The 20666-nt window shown below is 73.1% G+C and carries 17 protein-coding genes; 13 read left to right on the forward strand and 4 right to left on the reverse strand.

Annotated elements, in window-relative coordinates:
• Positions 1-7: 7 nt before the first annotated feature.
• Genes ABT288_RS17675 through fabI form a run of 9 tightly spaced genes read left to right on the forward strand, consistent with a single transcriptional unit; the run spans position 8 to position 7990 of the window.
• Entirely contained in the window at positions 8-328 is a 321-nt protein-coding gene (locus ABT288_RS17675) for a TcmI family type II polyketide cyclase (protein WP_351608202.1), read from the forward strand.
• Positions 316-1704, forward strand: a complete 1389-nt coding sequence (locus tag ABT288_RS17680; RefSeq protein ID WP_351608204.1) for an FAD-dependent monooxygenase — start codon at positions 316-318, stop codon at positions 1702-1704. The genes ABT288_RS17675 and ABT288_RS17680 overlap by 13 nt, the downstream gene beginning before the upstream one ends.
• Positions 1701-2975, forward strand: coding sequence for a beta-ketoacyl-[acyl-carrier-protein] synthase family protein (locus tag ABT288_RS17685; RefSeq protein WP_351608206.1), 1275 nt, complete (start codon positions 1701-1703; stop codon positions 2973-2975). Before ABT288_RS17680 ends, ABT288_RS17685 begins: the two co-directional genes overlap by 4 nt.
• Positions 2972-4267 carry a ketosynthase chain-length factor gene (locus tag ABT288_RS17690; RefSeq protein WP_351608208.1) on the forward strand — a complete coding sequence of 432 codons (1296 nt, stop codon included), beginning with the start codon at positions 2972-2974 and terminating at the stop codon, positions 4265-4267. Before ABT288_RS17685 ends, ABT288_RS17690 begins: the two co-directional genes overlap by 4 nt.
• Positions 4264-4521 carry an acyl carrier protein gene (locus ABT288_RS17695; RefSeq protein WP_351608210.1) on the forward strand — a complete coding sequence of 86 codons (258 nt, stop codon included), beginning with the start codon at positions 4264-4266 and terminating at the stop codon, positions 4519-4521. The genes ABT288_RS17690 and ABT288_RS17695 overlap by 4 nt, the downstream gene beginning before the upstream one ends.
• Positions 4518-5498: a beta-ketoacyl-ACP synthase III gene (locus tag ABT288_RS17700; protein WP_351608212.1), complete on the forward strand. Its 981-nt coding sequence runs from the start codon at positions 4518-4520 to the stop codon at positions 5496-5498. The genes ABT288_RS17695 and ABT288_RS17700 overlap by 4 nt, the downstream gene beginning before the upstream one ends.
• Positions 5499-5507: 9 nt before the next feature.
• Complete coding sequence (locus ABT288_RS17705; RefSeq protein ID WP_351608214.1) at positions 5508-6293, forward strand: SDR family NAD(P)-dependent oxidoreductase; 786 nt, start codon at positions 5508-5510, stop codon at positions 6291-6293.
• A 9-nt stretch (positions 6294-6302) separates the two neighbouring features.
• On the forward strand, positions 6303-7220 hold the full coding sequence (locus ABT288_RS17710) for an aromatase/cyclase (RefSeq protein WP_351608217.1): 918 nt from the start codon (positions 6303-6305) through the stop codon (positions 7218-7220).
• Positions 7220-7990, forward strand: a complete 771-nt coding sequence (gene fabI / locus ABT288_RS17715; RefSeq protein ID WP_351608220.1) for an enoyl-ACP reductase FabI — start codon at positions 7220-7222, stop codon at positions 7988-7990. Before ABT288_RS17710 ends, fabI begins: the two co-directional genes overlap by 1 nt.
• Positions 7991-8081: 91 nt before the next feature.
• Here the strand turns inward: fabI and ABT288_RS17720 are convergent, their stop codons facing one another.
• Complete coding sequence (locus ABT288_RS17720; RefSeq protein ID WP_351608223.1) at positions 8082-9062, reverse strand: ParB/RepB/Spo0J family partition protein; 981 nt, start codon at positions 9060-9062, stop codon at positions 8082-8084.
• A gap of 391 nt (positions 9063-9453) precedes the next feature.
• Between ABT288_RS17720 and ABT288_RS17725 the strand changes: the two genes are divergently transcribed.
• From ABT288_RS17725 to ABT288_RS17740, 4 genes are all read left to right on the forward strand, one after another.
• Positions 9454-11016, forward strand: coding sequence for an acyl-CoA carboxylase subunit beta (locus ABT288_RS17725; protein ID WP_450860098.1), 1563 nt, complete (start codon positions 9454-9456; stop codon positions 11014-11016).
• A 21-nt stretch (positions 11017-11037) separates the two neighbouring features.
• Positions 11038-11256 carry an acyl-CoA carboxylase subunit epsilon gene (locus ABT288_RS17730; protein WP_351608228.1) on the forward strand — a complete coding sequence of 73 codons (219 nt, stop codon included), beginning with the start codon at positions 11038-11040 and terminating at the stop codon, positions 11254-11256.
• Positions 11257-11299: 43 nt separating this feature from the next.
• Positions 11300-11434, forward strand: coding sequence for a hypothetical protein (locus tag ABT288_RS17735; protein WP_351608234.1), 135 nt, complete (start codon positions 11300-11302; stop codon positions 11432-11434).
• Between the two features lie 75 nt (positions 11435-11509).
• Positions 11510-13267, forward strand: a complete 1758-nt coding sequence (locus ABT288_RS17740; RefSeq protein ID WP_351608280.1) for an acetyl/propionyl/methylcrotonyl-CoA carboxylase subunit alpha — start codon at positions 11510-11512, stop codon at positions 13265-13267.
• A 326-nt stretch (positions 13268-13593) separates the two neighbouring features.
• Here ABT288_RS17740 and ABT288_RS17745 read toward each other — a convergent pair whose 3' ends face one another.
• The 3 genes from ABT288_RS17745 to ABT288_RS17755 form a co-directional block, all read right to left on the reverse strand.
• Positions 13594-14631, reverse strand: a complete 1038-nt coding sequence (locus ABT288_RS17745; protein ID WP_351608237.1) for a rod shape-determining protein — start codon at positions 14629-14631, stop codon at positions 13594-13596.
• A 155-nt stretch (positions 14632-14786) separates the two neighbouring features.
• The gene (locus tag ABT288_RS17750; protein ID WP_351608240.1) at positions 14787-19649 is read right to left on the reverse strand and encodes an SAV_2336 N-terminal domain-related protein; all 4863 of its coding nucleotides are present in this window, start codon (positions 19647-19649) and stop codon (positions 14787-14789) included.
• Positions 19639-20652, reverse strand: a complete 1014-nt coding sequence (locus tag ABT288_RS17755; protein WP_351608243.1) for an AAA family ATPase — start codon at positions 20650-20652, stop codon at positions 19639-19641. The genes ABT288_RS17750 and ABT288_RS17755 overlap by 11 nt, the downstream gene beginning before the upstream one ends.
• Positions 20653-20666 lie beyond the last annotated feature (14 nt).

The raw sequence follows: 20666 nt of genomic DNA on the forward strand, positions 1-20666 counted from the left end.
GCATCTCATGTACAGCACACTGATCATCGCACGCTTCAAGAAGCCGGACTTCGGCGCCATCTCCGAGCTCTTCGGGGAGTTCGACAAGACGGACATGCCGCATCGCATGGGCACCCTGCGGCGGCAGCTCTTCCACTACCACGACCTGTACATCCACGCCCAGGACTTCGCCGAGGACCACGGCCCCGAGCAGGTGGAAGCGGCCCGCAAGGACCCGCGGTTCATCCAGATCAGCGAGGACCTCCGCCCGTTCTTCGACCCGTACGACCCGAACTGGCAGAGCCCGAAGGACGCCATGGCGTCCTCCTTCTACCGATGGCAGCCGTGATGACCGGGCAGTGGGACGTCGTCATCGTCGGCGCGGGTCCGGTCGGGACCCTGCTGGCCGGCGCGGTGGCCCGGCACGGAGCCTCCGCGCTGCTGCTGGAGCGCGACACCGGCATCTCCGACCAGACCCGTGCCAGCACCCTGAACTCCCGCTCGATGGAGATCATGTCCTCCCTGGAGGTCCCCGGCCTCGAGGACAGACCGCACTCGACGACGGGACACTACGGGGGCATCCCGGTCGGCCTCGACGAGGTCGACAGCCCCTGGGCCGGCCTGTGGCGGATGCCGCAGCCCGACCTCGTACGGCTCCTGCGGGACTGGGCCGTGGCGAGCGGTGCCGTCGTGCGAACCGGGGTGACCTTCACCCGGGCCGAGGCCCGGCCGTCGTCGGTGCTCGTGTACGGCGCGGCGGGCGAGACCTACGAGAGCAGGTACCTGGTCGGCGCGGACGGCGCCGGCAGCGCGGTGCGGACGGCGCTCGGCTTCACCCCCCTGCACGTGGCGGCCACCCGCCACATGATCCGCTGCGACGTCACGGGGATCAGCGTGACACCGCGCAGGTTCGAGCGGCACGGCGACGCCGTGGTGACGGCCGGTCAGATCTCCCCAGAGATCGCCCGGTTGATGCTCTACGCGCCCCGGTACCGGGCCACGGACACGGTCACGTTCGAGGACGTGTGCCGGGACTGGCTGGCGGCCACCGGCGAGCACGTCGACAAGGGCGAGTGCGTCTGGCTGGACCAGTTCTCCAACGGCTGTACGACCGTCGCGCGGTGGGACACGGGCAACGTCCTGCTCGCCGGTGACGCCGCCCACGACCAGCCCCCGGTGGGCGGCAGCTCGCTCAACTCCGGCCTGCAGGACGTCCACAACCTGGCATGGAAACTGGCGGCCCTGTGCGCCGGGGCACCTGGCGAACTGGCCGCCACCTACGGACGAGAACGGGCGGAGGCGACGGCGAGGATGCAGCAGAGCGTCCGCGAACAGGAGGCCCTGATCTTCGGGGCCGACCGGCGGCCGGGAGAAGCCACGCGAGCCCGGCTGGAGCGGTCGCCGGCGTTCCGGCGGCAGGTCGCGCGCTCCATAGCGGGACTCGACACCCACTACATGGGCAGCACCCGGACCGGGCCGCGGCTGTCTCCGGCCCGGTTCGTCCGGGCGCTGCGCAGGGAACCGCTGCCGAGCGAGACGGCCGCGCTGGGCCGGCAGGCCGTCATCGTGACCGGGGACCGCGAGCAGGACGTGCGGCTCGTCGTCCGTCCCGACGGGCACGTGGCCTGGGCGGCCGGGCATCCGGACACGGACGCGGCCGGCGTCGCCGACCGCTGGTTCGGGGACGTCCTCAAGCCGGTCGTCATCAAGGCGAGCCCGCGGTGACCGGGCGGACGCGACGGGCCGTGATCACCGGCCTCGGCGTGGTCGCGCCGGGCGGCGTCGGCACCAAGGCCTTCTGGGAGTTGCTGACCGCCGGGCGCACCGCCACCCGCCCCATCACCCTGTTCGACGCCTCGCCCTTCCGCTGCCGCATCGCCGCGGAGGTCGACTTCGACCCGGCTCGGGAGGGACTGTCGCCCAAGGAGATCCGCCGCATGGACCGGGCGGGTCAGTTCGCGGTGGTGGCCACCCGTGAGGCGCTGGCGGACAGCGGGCTCGACGACACCGTCGACCGGTCGCGGCTCGGAGTGAGCCTGGGCAGCGCCGTCGGCAGTTCGACCCGGATGGAGGAGGAGTACGTCGCCATCAGCGACGGCGGGCGCGACTGGCTGGTGGACCACCGCTTCGCCGTCCCCTACTCCTACTCGTACATCGCCGCGGGCACGCTGGCGACCGAGGTGGCCTGGGCGGCTCGCTGCGAGGGCCCGGCCATGGTCGTGTCGGCCGGCTGCACCTCGGGCCTGGACGCCGTCGGCCACGCCGTGCAGCTCATCGAGGACGGCACCGCCGACGTCATGGTCACGGGCGCCACGGAGGCCCCGCTGACCCCGATCACGATGGCGTGTTTCGACGCGCTGAAGGCGACCACGCCGAGGAACGAGGACCCGGCCAGCGGCTGCCGTCCCTTCCACCGGGACCGGGACGGCATCGTGCTCGGCGAGGGCGCGGCCGTTTTCGTCCTGGAGGAGCTCGAGCACGCCAGGCGCCGCGGGGCGAACATCCTCGCCGAGGTGGTCGGCTACGCCAACCGCGCGAACGCCTACCACATGACGGGTCTGCGGCCCGAGGGGCTGGAACTCGCCGAGGCGATCCGGGCCGCTCTGGACCAGGCACACGTCACCCCGGGCGACATCGGCTACGTCAACGCACACGGCTCCGGCACCCGGCAGAACGACCTGCACGAGACCAACGCGGTCAAGAACGCCCTCGGCAGAGCCGCCTACGACGTACCCATGAGCTCCATCAAGTCGATGGTGGGCCACTCACTCGGTGCGATCGGAGCGATAGAGATCGCGGCCTGCGTGCTCGTCATCCAGGACGGGATCATCCCGCCCACCGCCAACCTCACCGAGCAGGACCCCGAGTGCGACCTGGACTACGTGCCGTTGGTGGCACGCAAGCAGCGCGCCGGCACCGTGCTCACCATCGGCAGCGGCTTCGGCGGCTTCCAGTCGGCGATGGTGCTCGCCGCGCCCGATCGGACGGTGTCATGACCGAGGCCGTCATCACCGGAGTCGGTGTCGCCGCCCCGAACGGCGTCGGCACGGAGGAGTTCTGGAAGGCGACCCTGGCCGGCCGCAGCGGCATCGGCCCGATCCGGCTGTTCGACGCCGGCCCCTACCCCGTGAAGCTCGCGGGCGAGGTCGAACTCGACGCCGCCGCCCACATCCCCGGCAAGTTCCGGGTGCAGACCGACCACATGACCCATCTGGCCATGTCGGCCACCGTGATGGCGCTCGAGGACGCCGGAGTGGACCCCGCCGAGCTGCCCGAGTTCGACATGGGCGTCACGGTGGCCAACTCCTCCGGCGGGATCATGTTCGGCCAGCGGGAGCTGCAGCGGCTGTGGTCGCAGGGGCCGACGTACGTCTCGGCGTACATGTCGGTGGCCTGGTTCTACGCCGCGACCGCCGGGCAGCTGTCGATCCGGCACGGCATGAAGGGGCCGGCGCTCGTCCTCGCCGCCGAACAGGCGGGCGGGCTGGACGCGGTCGGTCACGCCAGACGGCAGATCCGGCGCGGCACCCCGCTGATGGTCACGGGCGGCAGCGACGCCTCGCTGTCCCCCGGCGGCCTGGCCTTCCAGATCGCCACGGGCATGCTCAGCACCGAGGGCGATCCGGCCCGCGCCTATGTGCCCTTCGACCGCGACGCCAGGGGATATCTGCCGGGCAACGGGGGTGCGGTCCTCGTCCTGGAGGACGGGGCCGCCGCACGGACCCGGGGCGCGCCCGGCTGCTACGGCACCATCACCGGCTACGCGGCCACCTTCGACCCGCCCGCCGACGACGACGGTCCCGGATCCGACGCCCGCGCCTACGATCCACCGCGCGGCTCCGGCCGGGTGCCACGGCTGCGCCGCGCCGCCGAACTGGCGCTCGCCGACGCCGGGATCGCGCCCGGCGACATCGACGTGGTGTTCGCCGACGCCTGGGGCCTGCCGGGTCCCGACCTGGAGGAAGCCACCGCGATCACCGAGCTGTTCGGCCCGCGGGGCGTCCCGGTGACCGCGCCGAAGACCATGACCGGTCGCCTGTACGCGGGCGGCGGTGCCGTCGACCTGGTCACCGCGCTGCTGGCGATCAGGGACCGCGTCATCCCCCCGACCGTCAACGTGACCACGCAGGCGCCCGGTATCGACCTGGACCTGGTCCTGGACGAGCCCCGCCCGCACACCGTCAAGCACGCCCTGGTCCTGGCGAGGGGCCTGGGCGGTTTCAACTCCGCGGTGGTCCTCACCGCGCCGACCGAATCCGTCACGGAACCCCGAGGGAGCGAGACATGAGCGGCTTCACCGTCCTGGAGCTCAAGGACACCATGCTGAGCATCGCCGAGGAGATCGGCCTTGACCTGGAGGGCGACTTCCTCGACAAGCCCTTCACGGACCTGGCGTTCGACTCACTGGCCGTGCTGGAACTCGTCACCCACATCCAGCAGGACTTCCACCTGGCCATATCCGACGACGCGGTGGCCGACTTCACCACTCCGCGGGACGTGCTCGACTACGTCAACCGGCAGCTCCACGAGAGCGTGCGATGACACGCCACAGCCGCATACTCGGGCTCGGCGTGCACCGGCCCGGGCGCTCGGTCGGCAACGCCGAGATCGCCGGGCGCCTGGGCATCGACGAGGACTGGATCGTCAAACGCTCCGGCATCAGACACCGGGGCTACGCCGAGCCCGGCGAGACGCTGCTGATGATGGCGCGCGAGGCGGCGGGGAAGGCGCTGGCGAGCGCGGGTGTCGAACCCGCGGCCCTCGGCTGTGTCGTGGTGGCGACGACCACCCATCTGTCCCAGATGCCGTCCCTGGCCTCGCAGGTGGCCCACGCGCTGGGCGCGCGGAACGCGGCCGCCTTCGACATCCTCGCCGCCTGTGCCGGCTTCCCCTACGCGCTCGCCCTCGGCTCCGACCTGGTCAGGGCGGGCACCGCGGACCACGTCCTGGTGATCGGCGCGGAGCGGATCACCGACATCCTCGACCGGGACGACGCCTCCACCGCCTTCCTGTTCGCCGACGGCGCCGGTGCGGTCGTCGTCGGCACCTCGGACCGGCCGGGCATCGGCCCGGTCGCCTGGGGCAGCGACGGGTCCCGCGCCGACGCCGTCGGCATGACCGGCTACTGGGACCCCGCGCTGCACGGCGACCCGTCGCTGCCCTGGCCACGGCTCGGCATGTCGGGCTGGCGGGTCTACCGGTGGGCCAGCACCGAACTGGCCCCCGCCGCGCGCCGGGCGGTCGATGCCGCCGGGCTGACCGTCGCCGACCTCGACGTCTTCATCCCGCACCAGGCCAACCTCCTGATCATCGAGGAGCTGGTCCGGCAACTGGGGCTGCGCAAGGACGTGGTGGTCGCCCGCGACATCGTCGAGACCGGCAACACCTCGGCCGCCTCCATCCCGCTCGCCCTGGACCGGCTGCTGGCGTCCGGCGAGGTGAGCAGCGGGATGCGCGCGCTGACGATCGGCTTCGGTTCCGGCCTGGTCTACGCCGGCCAGGTCATCGAGATCCCGTAAGGAGTGGTGATGGCAGACGACAGCACGCGGGTGGCGCTGGTCACCGGCGCCACCAGCGGCATCGGTCTGGAGGCGGCCCGGACGCTGGGCGCGGCCGGCCACCGGGTGTTCCTGTGCGCACGGGGCGCCGACGGCATCGCCACGGCCGTCAAGGAGCTGACCGACGAGGGGCTGGAGGCCGACGGCACCGTGGCCGACGTGTCGTCCGGCCCGGACGTGACGGCGCTCGTGCGGGAGGCCACGCGTCGCTTCGGGCGGATCGACGTCCTCGTCAACAACGCCGGGCGGGGCGGCGGCGGGATCACCGCCGACGTCACCGACGAGGTGTGGCAGGCGGTCATCGACACCAACCTCACCGGCACCTTCCGCGTCACCCGTGAGGTGCTGAAGGCGGGCGGACTCGCCGCGCGCCCGTGGGGGCGGATCATCAACATCGCCTCCACCGGCGGCAAACAGGGCGTGGTGTACGCCGCCCCGTACTCCGCCTCCAAGCACGGGGTGATCGGCTTCACCAAGGCGCTCGGCCTGGAGCTGGCCGGGAGCGGGATCACCGTCAACGCGGTCTGCCCCGGATACGTGGAGACCCCCATGGCCGCCAAGGTGCGCCAGGGGTACGCGGCCGGCTGGCAGATCTCCGAGGAGGAGGTGCTGAAGCGCTTCCTGGCGAAGATCCCGCTGGGCCGGTACTCGACGCCGCGGGAGGTGGCCGGCCTGATCGGTTACCTGGCCACGGACACCGCCGACTCCATCACCGCCCAGGCCATCAACGTCTGCGGTGGCCTGGGCAACTACTGAGAGGCAGTCATGCGAACCCGGCACACCGAACACGTCATCACCGTTCCCGCCGCGGCCGACACCGTCTACGACCTGATCGCGGACGCCGCTCGCTGGCCCGCGATCTTCACCCCGACCGTCCACGTCGAGTACCTTCCGCCCGCTCCCGGCGGTGAACAGCGGCTGAAGATCTGGGCCTTCGCCGGGGGCGCCGTCAAGTGCTGGGTCTCGCACCGCACGCTGGACGGTGCGGCCCGCCGGATCGGCTTCCGCCAGACCGAGCCCGCCGCTCCGGTGGCGGCCATGCGCGGGGAGTGGACCGTCGTCCCGTCCGGTGCCGAGTCCCGTGTCGTCTTCCGGCACTGGTTCTCCGCCGAGGGCGACGACGCGGCCCTCCTGGACAAGATCGAGGAGGTCGTCGACCGCAACTCGCGGGCCGAGCTGGACTCGCTGCGTGCCGCGGCCGGCCGCGCCCACCTGCTGGTGGACTTCGAGGACGAGGTGGCCGTCGGCGGCGGACAGCAGAAGGTCTTCGGCTTCCTCGCCGAGGCCGGGAAGTGGCCCGGGCTGATCCCGCACGTGGCACGGGTGGAACTGGCCGAGGAACCGCAGGGTGTGCAGTACCTGGAGATGGACACCGTGGAGAGCTCCGGCGGCGACGACGTCCACACCACGGTCTCGGTCCGCGTCCTGCTGTCCCCGGACACGATCGTGTACAAACAGACCACGCTGCCCGCCTTCCTGCACGCCCATGTCGGCTCGTGGCACGTGCGGGAGGACGGTACGACGGTCGCGCGGCACACGGTCGTCCTCAAGGAGGAGGCCATCACCGCGGTGCTCGGCCCCGAGGCCACGGTGGAGCAGGCCGGCGCGCTGGTCCGCCGGTCGATCGGCGGCAACAGCGTGGCCACCCTGCGCCGCGCCCGCGAGCTGGTGGTGGCCGGCTGATGGCCGGTGTGCTCGCGGGTAAGCGCATCCTGGTGACCGGGGTGCTCACCGAGTCCTCCATCGCCTACGCGGTCGCCCGCCGGGCCCAGGAGGAGGGCGCCGAGGTGCTGCTCTCCTCCTACGGGCGTGCGGGCCGTATCACCCGGTTCGTCGCGGAGCGTCTGCCGGCCAAGGCCCCCGTGATCGAGCTGGACGTGACCAGCGAGGCGGACCTCGCCGCTCTCCCGGAGCGGGTCGGCGCGTATCACCCGCAGCTCGACGGCGTGCTGCACGCGATCGCCTTCGCGCCGCAGTCCGCGCTGGGCGGCGGGTTCCTCAACACGCCGTGGCCGGACGTGGCGACGGCCGTGCACGTCTCGGCGTACTCCCTGAAGGCGCTCGCCACGGCCTGCCTGCCGGTGCTGGCCAGGCCCGCCTCGGTCGTCGGGCTGGACTTCGACGCCTCGGTCGCCTGGCCCGGCTACGACTGGATGGGTGTGGCGAAGGCCGCGCTGGAGTCCGTCACCCGGTATCTCACCCGTGACCTCGGTCCTTCCGGCGTCCGGGTCAACCTGGTGGCCGCCGGACCCCTGCGGACCCAGGCGGCCACCAGCATCCCGGGCTTCGGCCGCTTCGAATCCGCCTGGCGGGAACGCGCGCCGCTGGGCTGGGACGTCACCGACACCGAACCCGCGGCCCGCGCATGTGTCGCCCTGTTGTCGGACTGGTTTCCCAGCACCAGCGGTGAGATCGTCCACGTGGACGGCGGATTTCACGCCGTCGGAACGTGAACAATTCTCGCAATAGAAAGGGCCGGTCGGCTTGCCGACCGGCCCTTTCCCGCACTCCCTTGTTCTGTTTCCCCGAGGTTTCCGGGAAACGTCAGCGTCCGGCGGCCGACGGGTCCGCGATCCGCGCCCTGCCGTCGAGTTCCTTGGCGAAGTCCTGCCACATCTTCGAGTAATGACGGGCGAGCTGCACGACGATCGCGGCGCAGTGCGGAGGCACGGCTTCGACCGTGTCGGGCAGTTGGGCCTCTCCGACGGCATTGATGTGCAACAGGCGGAGCATTCCCTTTCCGCGTTCGGTGTTCCGCAGAGACGGGTCGCGCAGCAGTCTCTCCACGGTGGCGGCCGGGTCGGCGGCGGCCGGGGTCCGGGTGCCCGGACGCCGTGGCGGATCGAGCGGTTCCCGGGCCGGAGAGGCGGCCGCGGCCGCCTCCGCGGCCGCCTCTCCGGACCCGTCGGTGCCGGTCGCGGCGGGCCGCTGCGGCACCGGTGACTCGCCGCGCTCGAGGCGCTTGCGCACGTCGAGGACCGTCGCCGGGGAGATGCCCGCCGCGCGCGCCACGTGCCGCAGCGACGCCCTCGGCTGCCCGGTGAGCAGTTCCGCGGCGCGCCGCCGGGCCTCGCTGCTGTCCAGCGGCCGGACCCTGCCGTCCCTGCCCACCCTGGCGTTCGACTGCGCCGACTCTTCAGTTGAACGTTTCCTTATCGCGGCGACGGTCCTCGCGGCCAGGCCCGTCACCTGGCCTATGGCCCGGTCGGACAGGTGCGGGTGCGTCCCGATGATGCGCTCGGCGGCCGCCCGGCGGTCGGCCTGGGTGAGCGGCAGCCCGTGCGTGACGTTCTCCTGGACGCCGCGCAGGAACGCGTCCGCCTCGCTGCCGTCGAAGAAGACCACGTCGATGGACTGGCGGCCCTGGAGGGACGCCGCCATCAGGCGGTGCATCCCGTCGATCACCCGCATGGTGCGCCGGTCCACCAGGATGGGCGGCAGTGGCCCCTCCGTCTCGGCGAGCCTGGCGATGTGTGCCTTGTCGTCCCCGTTCAGCCGCGGCGACTCGCCGGCCCGCAGCGACATGATGGGGACGCTTTCGACCTGAGTCGGATTGATGCCTGCCGGTTGAATCACACTGGCCCCCGATAGTTTCACGCCACCTACCCTCGAATGAAAGCGCTTCTCCTGTGGCCTGATACCGCCAGTCTCCCGAGCGTGCTGTGTTCTCGACTGGTGTTGCGCTGACAGGGAATTGCCGTACCCGAGTGATCGCGACGAGCCCGTTCACCCACGCGTCACCAAAACACTTCGAGTTCACGGGAATCACTCAACCGATATGACACCGAACCGTTGCCGGAAACGCGAACGAGACCATCGCCGTTGTTTCCTTCCTGGCCGGTGAGTTCGGCGGCTACATTTACCGGCGCGGCATTTCCGGCGTTCCCTCACAGGCGGAAACGACGAGGAGGCTCACGTGGTGACCACGGACAGCACCCACTGCCGGGTGGCCAAGCTGCGGGACATCCGGGATCAGGCCACGGCCGGCCCGGGCGAGCAGGCGACGCGGGCACAGCACGCCAAGGGCAAGCTGACGGCACGGGAGCGGATCGAACTGCTCCTGGACAAGGGATCGTTCAACGAGGTCGAGCCGCTGCGCCGGCACCGGGCCACGGGGTTCGGGCTGGAGAACAAGCGGCCCTACACCGACGGCGTGGTCACCGGCTGGGGCACGGTGCACGGGCGCACGGTGTTCGTGTACGCCCACGACTTCCGCATCTTCGGCGGCGCGCTGGGGGAGGCGCACGCCACCAAGATCCACAAGATCATGGACATGGCCATCGCGGCCGGCGCGCCACTGGTCTCCCTCAACGACGGCGCCGGGGCCCGCATCCAGGAGGGCGTCAGCGCGCTGGCCGGCTACGGCGGCATCTTCGCCCGCAACACCAAGGCCTCCGGGGTCATCCCGCAGATCTCCGTCATGCTCGGCCCCTGCGCCGGCGGCGCCGCGTACTCCCCGGCGCTCACCGACGTCGTCTTCATGGTCCGCGACACCTCGCAGATGTTCATCACCGGACCCGACGTGGTCCAGGCCGTCACCGGCGAGCAGGTCACCCAGAACGGCCTGGGCGGCGCGGATGTGCACGCCGAGGTCTCCGGCGTCGCCCACTTCGTCCACGACGACGAGGAGTCCTGCCTGGAGGAGGTCCGCTACCTGCTGTCCTATCTGCCCCAGAACAACCGTCAGACCGCGCCCCGGGCCGTCACCAGGGACCCGGCCGACCGGCGCTGCGAGGAGCTGCTGGACCTGGTGCCGGCCGACGGCAACCGGCCCTACGACATGCGGGCCGTCCTGGAGGCGGTCGTGGACGACGGCGAGTACCTCGAGATCCACGAGCGCTGGGCGACCAACGTGCTCGTCGCCCTGGCCCGGCTGGACGGCCAGGCCGTCGGGATCGTCGCCAACCAGCCCCAGTCCCTCGCCGGGGTCCTGGACATCGACGCCAGCGACAAGGCCGCCCGCTTCGTGCAGATGTGCGATGCCTTCAACATGCCCGTCGTCACCCTGCTGGACGTGCCCGGCTTCCTGCCCGGCGTCGACCAGGAGCACGGCGGCATCATCCGGCACGGCGCCAAGCTGCTGTACGCCTACTGCAACGCCACCGTGCCGAGGATCCAGCTGATCCTGCGCAAGGCCTACGGTGGTGCCTACATCGTCATGGACTCCCGCTCCGTCGGAGCGGACCTGTCGTACGCCTGGCCGACCAACGAGATCGCGGTGATGGGCGCCGAGGGCGCCGCGGGCGTGGTCTTCCGCCGTCGGATCCAGGCCGCCGAGGACCCCGAGGCCATGCGCCGGCGCGTGGTCGAGGAGTACAAGGCCGAGCTGATGCACCCGTACTACGCCGCCGAACGCGGCCTGGTCGACGACGTCATCGACCCCGCCGACACCCGGCAGGTGCTCATCCGCTCCCTGCACATGCTGCGCACCAAGCACGCCGGCCTGCCGGCCCGCAAACACGGCAACCCGCCCCACTGACCGGGCAGAAGGAGTGAACCGGTGACCACCGTCATGGAACCCGCGGACCAGCGGTCCGTCCGCGTCGAGCGCGGCACCCTCTCCGACGAGGAACTGGCGGCCCTGACCGCCGTACTCCTCACCCGCGCCGGCACCGGTGCCGCCCGGCCCGGGGACCGGCCGGTCGCCCCGGTCGTCCCGGGCTGGGAGCGCCCGGAGCGCAACGCGTTCTACCGCTCCCCGCTCAGCTGGCAGAGCTGACGTCCCGTCAACGGCCCAGCGGCGAAACGGAGGAGCGACGCAGATGGAGCCGCCACCACGCAAGCACTCGCACGAGCAGCCCTCCGAGCGCGAGGAACACGCCCCCCTTCCCCTGCTCGCCGGGGAGGACGAGGAGGAGGCCGTGCTCGACCCGCACATCCACCGCGGCATCGACTGATCCGTGGTCCCGCACGCACAGCAGCCGAATCCACTGTCGCACGTCACCGAGAGAAGACGGGAACAGACCATGGTCTTGCGCAAGGTGCTGATCGCCAACCGCGGTGAGATCGCGGTCCGGGTCGCGCGGGCGTGCAGGGACACCGGCATCGCCTCGGTGGCCGTGTACGCCGACCCGGACCGGGACGCGCCGCACGTCCGGGCCGCCGACGAGGCCTTCGCGCTGGGCGGCGACACCCCCGCCACCAGCTACCTCGACCAGGCCAAGGTGCTGCGGGCCGCCGCCGGCTCCGGTGCCGACGCCGTCCACCCCGGCTATGGATTCCTCTCCGAGAACGCCGACTTCGCCCAGTCCGTCCTGGACGCCGGACTGACCTGGATCGGCCCCGGCCCGCAGGCCATCCGCGACCTCGGTGACAAGGTCGCCGCCCGCGGCATCGCCCGGCGTGCCGGCGCGCCCCTCGTCGCCGGCACCCCCGGCCCGGTCTCCGGTGCGGACGAGGTCGTCGCCTTCGCCGAGCGGCACGGCCTGCCGATCGCGATCAAGGCCGCGTTCGGCGGCGGCGGCCGGGGCCTGAAGGTGGCCCGCACCCTCGAGGAGATCCCCGAGCTGTACGACTCCGCCGTGCGCGAGGCCGTCGCCGCGTTCGGGCGCGGGGAGTGCTTCGTGGAGCGCTGCCTCGACCGGCCCCGCCACGTGGAGACCCAGTGCCTGGCCGACACCCACGGCAACGTCGTCGTCGTGTCCACCCGCGACTGCTCGCTGCAGCGCCGGCACCAGAAGCTGGTCGAGGAGGCGCCGGCCCCGTTCCTGACCGGCGCGCAGACCGAGCAGCTGTACTCCGCGTCCAAGGCCATCCTCAAGGAGGCCGGGTACGTCGGCGCCGGAACCTGCGAGTTCCTCGTCGGGCAGGACGGCACCATCTCCTTCCTGGAGGTCAACACGCGCCTCCAGGTGGAGCACCCGGTCACCGAGGAGGTCACCGGCATCGACCTGGTCGGCGAGATGTTCCGCATCGCCGACGGCGAGCCGCTGGGCTACGACGACCCCGAACCCCGCGCCCACTCCATCGAGTTCCGCATCAACGGCGAGGACCCCGGCCGCGGCTTCCTGCCCGCCCCCGGCACCGTCACCCGCTGGGAGCCGCCCGGCGGCCCCGGGGTGCGCGTGGACGCCGGGGTGGAGACCGGCTCCGTGATCGGCCCCGCCTGGGACTCCCTGCTCGCCAAGCTCGTCGTCACCGGCGCCACCCGCGCCCAGGCGCTGCGGCGGGCCGCCCGCGCCCTGGCCGAGTTCCGGGTCGAGGGCATGGCCACCGCCCTGCCCTTCCACCGCGCCGTCGTCACCGACCCCGCCTTCACGGACGAACCGTTCCGCGTGCACACCCGCTGGATGGAGACCGAGTACCACAACACCGTCCCGCCCTACGCGCCCGGCGCCGGCGGCACCGAGGAGGAGCGCTCGGGCCGCGAGACCGTCGTCGTCGAGGTCGCCGGCAAACGGATCGAGGTCTCCGTCCCGGCGTCCCTCGGCAGGCCGCAGCCGGACACGGCGGCGGAGGCCACCCGCTCGGTCAGGCGGCGCGGCGGCGCCCGCAGGTCCGGTTCCGCGGTCTCCGGTGACACGCTGGCGTCGCCGATGCAGGGCACCATCGTCAAGGTCGCCGTCGAGGACGGCCGGACCGTCGCCGAGGGGGACCTCGTCGTCGTGCTGGAGGCGATGAAGATGGAGCAGCCGGTCCACGCCCACAAGTCCGGCACCGTCATCGGCCTCAGGGCCGAGGTCGGGGCGACGCTCGGCTCCGGCGCGACGATCTGCGAGATCAAGGACTGACCCGGCGCGCCGACTGCCGCCCGCACCCGACTGGTTGACCCGTACATGCTTGAACAGCCCGTGTCCTGGGCACCCACCTCCTACCGGTGCCGATCGCCGGGCCACTTCGGCAGAGGGAGGGCGTCATGGACCGTCGCATCCGGGTACGCGTCATCCGACGCCCCGCCGCCCCGCGCGACCGGGAGATCGACCGCAGGACGCCGTCGGGGCGCATCCTGCCGTACTGACGCCGCGCCCGCAGGTGGGGGAGCAGAGCCGCCATCGAGCCCTGCAGCAGCGTCTGCTGGGCTCCGGCCGGCAGGTCACGGCCGAAGCGGTCCACGTTCTCAGGCGGCCAGCGGGTTCAGGACGAGTGGCTCGATCCTGCCCTCCAGCATGGCGCCGAGGCCCTGGACCGCGCAGATGTCGGGCCGTTCGGCGATGTGCACCGGCATCCCGGTGGCCTGCCGCAGCATCTGGTCGAAGCCGGGCAGCAGCGCCGAGCCGCCGACCATGATGATCCCGCGGTCGGCGAGGTCGGCGACCAGGTCGGGAGGGCAGCCGCGCAGCACCTTGCCGATGCCGTCCAGGACGGCGGTCAGCGGGGTCTGGATCGCGTCCCGCACGGTGGCCGTGTCGACGTGCACACTGCGGGCGAGCCCGGTGGCCACGTCCCGGCCGTGGATCTCCGTGGTCTCCGGGCCCTGCGGGGTCAGCCCGTTGCCGGACAGGGCCAGCTGCAGCGGCCGTACCGACTGGCTGGGCAGCATCAGCTCGTGCTCGTGCCGCAGGAGCTGCACGATCGCGTGGTCCACGGCCTCACCACCCACCGGGATCCGCTCGGCGGTGACGATGGACCCGAGCGAGAGGACGGCCACCTGGGTGGCGGCGGCCCCGCACACCATGATCATCGTGGCCTCGGGGAGCTCCACCGGCAGCCCGCACCCCACCGCGGCGGCGATCAGCGTGTCCACCAGTTCGACCCGGCGCGCCCCCAGCCCGACCAGCGTCTCGACGGTCGCCCGCTGGGCCAGCGGATCGGCGTCGTGCGGGGTGCAGGCCGCCGCGCGCAGCCGGAGATTTCGGCGCAGTTGACGGCGCGCCTTGTCGCCGAGCAGTTGCCGCAGCATGCGCTGGGCCATCTCGATGTCGACCACCGTGCCGCCGGAGATGGGCCGGACGACCCGGATGTACCCCGGCGTCCGTCCCGTCATCTGCTCCGCGAAGTCGCCCACGGCTATGAGCGCTCCGGTACGGGTGTTCACGGCGGCGACCGAGGGCTGGTCGACGATGAGTCCGGCGCCCTTCACATACACCCGGGTGCGGGCCGCGCCCAGGTCGACGGCGAAGTGGCAGCGGCGCAACTGCTCCAGACTGACGGTCACGGCGGGTCCTCCCGAGTGCGCGGGCCTTGGGCGCCCGCCGCTCGGCGGGTGTCCTCCTCTCACTGCATCCTGCGCGGCGCCCGGGGGCGGGCGCCTGCTGGAGGGGGCCGGGCGGGGTGCCGCTGAACGGGGGGTTCTTCGCGGCCTTGGGCGCGTCACAGGCTCTGCGCGGCGCGCAGAAGAGGTAAAAGGCCGAAGCTCGTCAACACGGAAGTGCGGTGGACCTCGAGGGATGCGGCGTCCACGTAGACGAAGACGACTCCGGCGGCGCGGGCCGCCTCCCACTCGGCGTCGCCGGTGCCGATCATCAGGCACCGGTCCGGCGGCACACCGAGCCCGGCCACGGCCTGGAGGATGCGCCGAGGATGGGGCATCAGCGGCCTGTCGAGGCGGTCACGCCCGTGTACGCCGCCGGCCAGCTCCTCGAGGAGCCGGCGCCGCGCCAGGTACAGGGTGGCCGCTTCCGTCGAGCAGTCGGTGACCACGGCCAACGGCAGGCCCTTGTCAGCCAGAGTGCGCAGCAACAGTTCGGCGTTCGCCACAGGCTCCGCGTCCTGTACGGCGGTCGTCTCCAGCAGCCGCACGTCCCGTTCGAGCCGGCTGCCCGAGATCGACCTCCTGGCCCGAAGGAGGTCGAGCGGGGGAAGGTAGCTGCCGCTCTCCCCGCCGCCGTACTCGCGGGACAGGTGGTGGGCCGCCTTCTGCACGGGCGTCGCCCCGTCGCGGTCGGCGCCCCGGCGGCCGTAGAGGCGGGTCAGCACCCCGTCGAAGCCGAGGAGCACGGCATCGGCCGTGCGCAGGGCCTCGACGAGCTCTCCGTCGACCTCTTCCCGAGGCGGGGCCACCAGGGAGCCGCGGGTCGGGGTGAGCGAGCCCTGCCAGGTGACGGCGTACCCGGACGGGGGGTGATCGCGCACCACCTCTTCCAGCCGGGCGTGGGCCTCGGCCGCCCGGCGCGGCGGGTAGAGCGGCGAGACCATGCCCAGGCTGTCCCGCACATGCTCGACGACGAGCGCGGAGGGAGCGCGCCGGGACGCGTCCGGCACGGCACGGACCGGGTCCTCGATCCGCCAGCCGGCCTCCCCGGTGAGTGTGAACGCGGGGACGCCGTTGACCGTCGGACCCAGTTCGGTCAGCTCCAGCCGGCGCCGGGTGAGATCCACCTCGTAGTAGAAGGAGTCGCCGCCGGGGCGGTCAAGGGTGAACCCGGGACCGTATGCCGTGAAGACGACGGCACGCGTCCTGCCCGCGGGCTCGGGCAGCGGCACCCCGGCGGGCAGCCGGAAGGGACCCTGAATCGGCTCGACGGCACCGGCGGCCGGCACAGGCGCGACGACGTACCAGCCGTTGGCCGGCCCGAAACGGGTCGCGAGCACCGGGACTCCGTCCAGCAGGCCGCCCGCGGCCAGCCCGATCCGGAGCGCGTCGGGGAAGGTCACGACGCCCAGGGCGCCGCTCTCGTCCAGCACGTGGTCGGGGAACCCCTCCGCCGCCCGCCAGAGCTCCGGGTCGTCGTCCGAGGGTTCCGCGAACGTCACCCGCCACCGCAACCGGCCTGTCTCCGCGACCCGGTCCCGGAACTCCCGCAGGGTGACGGAGAGGAACCCGAGTTCCGGCACACCGACGCGCAGCAGGACAAGGTATCCGTTCCCCTCGGTCCGCAGCTCGTAGTCGTCCGGGTCCAGCCCGGCCGCCAGCAGCAGCCGCACCACCGCCCGGCCGAGCGCCGACACGTCGTCCGCGTCCCCGGGTCCGTCCGCGAGCTCGAAGAGCGCCACGGCGCGCAGGGCCGAAGCGGTCGGGGCGTCCTCCGCCGAAAAGAGACTGTCGGGCACGTCGTCCTGCGGCAGCGGCCGGTCCTCCGCCGCGTCCTCGGGGCCGTACAGGAGCGAGGGCAGATCGTCCTCGGTGGGGAACGAGCCCAGCGGCAGCCCGTCGGGGCCCTCGGTCCAGGCGTGGCCGGGGTCCGGGTCGTACTCGGAGGGCTCCTCCGCGTCCGCCGGCTCGGCGTGGTCGGCGTGGTCACGGCGCAGTTCGTGCCCGAGAGCCAGCAGGGCGGGGTCGTCGCCGCCGGACTCCTCGTACTCCCAGAACGCCTCCAGGGCCTCCTCGACGCGGCCCAGCCGCTGCAGCGCGAGCAGCAGCAGGCGGCGGTAGTCCGCGCGTGCCGGGTGCGCGCGCAGGAGTTCGCCGAGGTCCGCCGCCGCACGCTCGAACTCGCCCAGGTCCAGGTCGAGTTCGGCCCGCCTGCGGTACAGGGCGAGGCGCAGCTGCAGGAGCCGGGTGCGGGCGGTGCGGGCGGCGGGGCCGGGGACGTCGGCGAGGGGGCCGGCGTCGTGCCACAGGGCCAGTGCCTGGTCCAGGTGGTCCCGCGCCTGCCGGGCGAAGCCCCGAGCGTCCAGCTCGGCGGCCGTACGCTCCAGTTCTTCGAAGTCGAGCAGGTCCACGCGGTCGGCGCTGGCGTGGAGGGCGTACCCGTCGGGAAGTGTCGCCAGCGCGGCCCCGGGGCCCAGGGTCTCGCGCAGCGCCGACGCCAGGCGGCCCAGCACCGCCATCGCGTCCTTCGGTTCCTCGGCGGGGGCCCACAGTCCGGCCCGCAGCTCGTCGTGCGTCACCTTGCGGCCGTGCCGGAGCAGCAGCATGGCGAGCAGCGCGCGGGCCGGCGGCGGGAGTTCCGCCGGGCGGCCGGGTACGTCGACGGTCACCGGGCCGAGGAGCGAGTAGGACCGTGGGCGGTACGCCTTCCGGGCCTCCTCCAGCATCCGGTCGTTCTGGAGCGTCGGCATGCCCTCGCCGTACTGCGGCATGGACAGCAGGGAGGAGAAAGCCTTCGCGTACGGTCGACGCAACGGCTCGGGGAGACGGCGCAGCGTGCTTTCCGCGTCGGCCTGCGGGTTCCCGGCGGCCAGGTGCAGCATCAGCTGACCCAGCGCCCGCTCGTCCTCGTCCCTCGGCACATTCGACGGCAGGAACGGCTCGAACAGGCTGAGTTTCACCGTGCCGTCGGGCAGGAGCACCACCCGGGACATGCCCAGGGCGCCGTGCCGGACCCAGCCCGCGCGTGCGGCTCGCAGAGCGCGCGCGAGCTGCGCGCCGATGGACACCGTCAGCGGCGCCGGCAGGTGGTAGCCGTTCGGTGCCGCCAAGGTGTTCAGCGGGATGCCGTCCAGGTGTTCCATGACGACGTACGGGATGTCGTCCTCGATGCCGAACTCGTGGACCGTCACCACGTTCGGGTGGTCGAGCCCCTTCAGCGCCTTCGTCTCCCGGAGGAACTGCGCGCGCCGCTCCCGGTCGGTGACCGGCTCGTGCAGCCGCACCACCACCGTCCGGTTCTCCGCGGGGTCCTCGGCCAGCCAGAGGGCGCCGCTCGGGCTCATCCGCCGCAGCAGCCGGTAACGGCCGCCCACCCCCGGCGGCACCGACCGCCCCCCGGCTCCGGTGAGCCTGCGCACGCTCTCCGGGCGTACCGTCGCGAACGCCTCCCCGCGCGCCGCCTCCGTCCCGGTGCCGTCCGCCGCCGGTGTCACCGCGCGGAACTCTCCCGGTGCCGTGCCCGCCCGCTCCTCGATCAGCCCGCCCGCCCGGGCCAGCAGGTCCGTCACCCGGTTGCGGGACGAGCGGGGCAGCCCGCGCAGCAGGAGGTCCCGCACGCCGGGGCGGAAGGCGTAGCTGCCCGGTGGTCCGGGGGCCGTGGTCAGCAGGCCGCTGAGAATGATCTCGGCCAGTTGCTGGGGGCGCGGATCGGGCTCGACCGCGCGCTGCACCAGCCGCATCACCGGCAGGTCGGGGCGGCCCACGGCCAGATGGCCGGCCAGCCGCACCGCCTCCGTGGAGGAGGTCTCGCGGAACCGCAGGACCAACTCCTCGGGGGAGAGCCGGCCGAGGTCGGTACGGGTCTCGGGGGCGGGGTGGCTGCCCAGCGGCGCGGCCGAGCCCGGCACTCCGCTGCCGCCGGCCGAGGTCAGCAGGGCCGCCCAGTTGGCCAGCCACCGCGGACCGGCCTCCAGGACGGGCAGCGCGACCGTGCCCCGGCCCGTGAACCGCGCCGGATCGCCGTCGTACGGGGCGAACGCCAGCGCCGCGGCCGGAGCGGCCGGGGACGGGGCGGTCAGCAGGCCCGGCGCGGTCGGTAGCGCGGTGTCCCGCCACAGATGCTCGGGCAGCGGCTGTACGACGGCCACCGGCATCCGGCGGCACCAGCGGCGCAGGGTCGCCTCCCAGCGGCCGCCCGCCGGGCCGGGCCGCCACTGCGGGCCCATGCAGTCGCTGATCACCAGGGTGACGGTGCGGCCGTCGGCCGGGCCGAACGTGCCCTCGCCGTGCACCGTGCCCTCGGGCGTGACCCGGACCGGGCTCACCGTGCGGAAGACGCCCGACTGGGCGAGCGCCGTGTGCAGTTCGCGCATGAGGGGACGCCACACGGGCATCGTCGGACCCGTGTCGTACACCAGGTTGAGGCGCAGCCAGCGCTCCTTGGCGGGGCGCAGCACCGGCAGCCACCAGTCGGGGGAGGCGCCGAGGCGGGCGATGCGGTCGGCGGTGGCGTGCTCGTCGAGCCGGTGGCCGGCCGGGGCGTCGGCGTGACGTTTGAGCGGGCGCAGTGCGCGTTGCAGGTCCAGGGGATGGCGCAGCATCGGCGGCGCGGGTGCGAGGAGGCCCCTGTACGGGCCGGTGTCGCCCGGCGCCGGCGACGGCAGGTGCAGCGGGGCCCGGTGCGCTTGCCGTGGTCCGGTCGGGGCGGGCTGCGGCGGCGGGGTCGGGGGCCGTTCCCGGGGCGGTGCCGCGGGTGGCTGGGGCAGCGGCTCCCGGGCCGGGGGTTCGGCGGGCTCCGGTCCGGGAGCGCCGGTGGCGGTGGGCTCCGGATCGGCGTCCGCGGGCTCCGGTTCCATCTGCCGTGCCAGCCACAGCAGTTCGGCCAGCTCCAGCGGCGTGGGACGCATCCCCCTCGTCGCCCGGGTCAGCGCGTCGGCCAGGCGGGCGAGGGGGTCCGCGGGCGCGGAGGCGTCAGAGCCCATCGGTGTGCCGGCCTTCGCCGAGATAGGGCATCAGCTGTGCCGCGAGGTCGTCCAGGGAGTCGGCGGGCAGGTCGGCGGAGCGGGCCAGGTAGATCGCGTTGAGCAGTTGGTCGGTGGCCAGGTCGCCGCCGCCCACCCGGGACAGGAAGCGGCTGATCAGGGTCTGGGCGTAGGCGTCCGGCTCGTCGTCGAAGTGGGCGCGGACGATGTCCGCCAGCTGCCGGTCGTCCGGCTGCCGCAGCCGCAGCGTCACACAGCGGCGCAGGAAGGCGGGCGGGAACTCGCGCTCGCCGTTGCTGGTCAGGACGACGAAGGGGAACGCGCGGCAGCGGACCCGGCCGCGTTCGACCGGGACCTGGTCGTGGGTGCCGTCGACCATCACCCGTGCCGTCGGGACGTGCTGGGCGGCGCGGACCAGTTCGGGGATCTCGTACTGCCCCTCCTCCAGCACGTTCAGCAGGTCGTTGGGCAGGTCCAGGTCGCTCTTGTCGATCTCGTCGATGAGCAGTGCACGCGGGCGGGCGTAGGGCAGCAGGGCCGTGCCCAGGGGGCCGAGCCGCAGATGGTCCTCCAGGCCCGCCTCCGGCGTGGGCGTCACCGGGGCCTGACGGGCGGCGTACAGGCGGGAGAGGGGGTCGTACTGGTAGAGGCCGTCCTGCAGCGTGCTGCGGCTGGTGATGTTCCAGCGCAGCACCGGGCCCAGTCTCAGCTCGCGGGCCACCGCGTAGGCCAGCGAGGACTTGCCGGTGCCGGGTGGGCCGGTGACCAGCAGCGGTCGCCGCAGGTACAGGGCCGCGTTGACCAGCTGGACGGTGCGCGGGGTGGCCCGGTACGTCTCCGCGCGGTGGGTGCGGTCGGGCGAGGTGGCCGCGGCGTCGGTGGCGTCGGCGGGCGTGTTCAGCGCGGGGCCGCCGTCGAAGGCCCGCCAGGGCGGGGGCGGCGGCAGCCGGGTGATGCCGTCGTGCGGCTCCGTCGCGCCGGTGTACACGGGCCATAGGGGCATGGGATGCGGTCCTT

Origin of the sequence: Streptomyces sp. NPDC001093 (assembly GCF_040298985.1) — a bacterium.
In the GTDB taxonomy this organism is placed as follows: Bacteria; Actinomycetota; Actinomycetes; order Streptomycetales; family Streptomycetaceae; genus Streptomyces.

Excerpts from the sequence above, each read along its gene's own strand:
- ABT288_RS17675 (WP_351608202.1), top strand. The coding sequence starts at position 8 with ATGTACAGCACACTGATCATCGCACGCTTCAAGAAGCCGGACTTCGGC.
- ABT288_RS17680 (WP_351608204.1), top strand. The coding sequence starts at position 316 with ATGGCAGCCGTGATGACCGGGCAGTGGGACGTCGTCATCGTCGGCGCG.
- ABT288_RS17690 (WP_351608208.1), top strand. The coding sequence starts at position 2,972 with ATGACCGAGGCCGTCATCACCGGAGTCGGTGTCGCCGCCCCGAACGGC.
- ABT288_RS17695 (WP_351608210.1), top strand. The coding sequence starts at position 4,264 with ATGAGCGGCTTCACCGTCCTGGAGCTCAAGGACACCATGCTGAGCATC.
- ABT288_RS17700 (WP_351608212.1), top strand. The coding sequence starts at position 4,518 with ATGACACGCCACAGCCGCATACTCGGGCTCGGCGTGCACCGGCCCGGG.
- ABT288_RS17705 (WP_351608214.1), top strand. The coding sequence starts at position 5,508 with ATGGCAGACGACAGCACGCGGGTGGCGCTGGTCACCGGCGCCACCAGC.
- ABT288_RS17710 (WP_351608217.1), top strand. The coding sequence starts at position 6,303 with ATGCGAACCCGGCACACCGAACACGTCATCACCGTTCCCGCCGCGGCC.
- fabI (WP_351608220.1), top strand. The coding sequence starts at position 7,220 with ATGGCCGGTGTGCTCGCGGGTAAGCGCATCCTGGTGACCGGGGTGCTC.
- ABT288_RS17720 (WP_351608223.1), bottom strand. The coding sequence starts at position 9,062 with ATGTCGCTGCGGGCCGGCGAGTCGCCGCGGCTGAACGGGGACGACAAG.
- ABT288_RS17735 (WP_351608234.1), top strand. The coding sequence starts at position 11,300 with ATGGAGCCGCCACCACGCAAGCACTCGCACGAGCAGCCCTCCGAGCGC.
- ABT288_RS17750 (WP_351608240.1), bottom strand. The coding sequence starts at position 19,649 with ATGGGCTCTGACGCCTCCGCGCCCGCGGACCCCCTCGCCCGCCTGGCC.
- ABT288_RS17755 (WP_351608243.1), bottom strand. The coding sequence starts at position 20,652 with ATGCCCCTATGGCCCGTGTACACCGGCGCGACGGAGCCGCACGACGGC.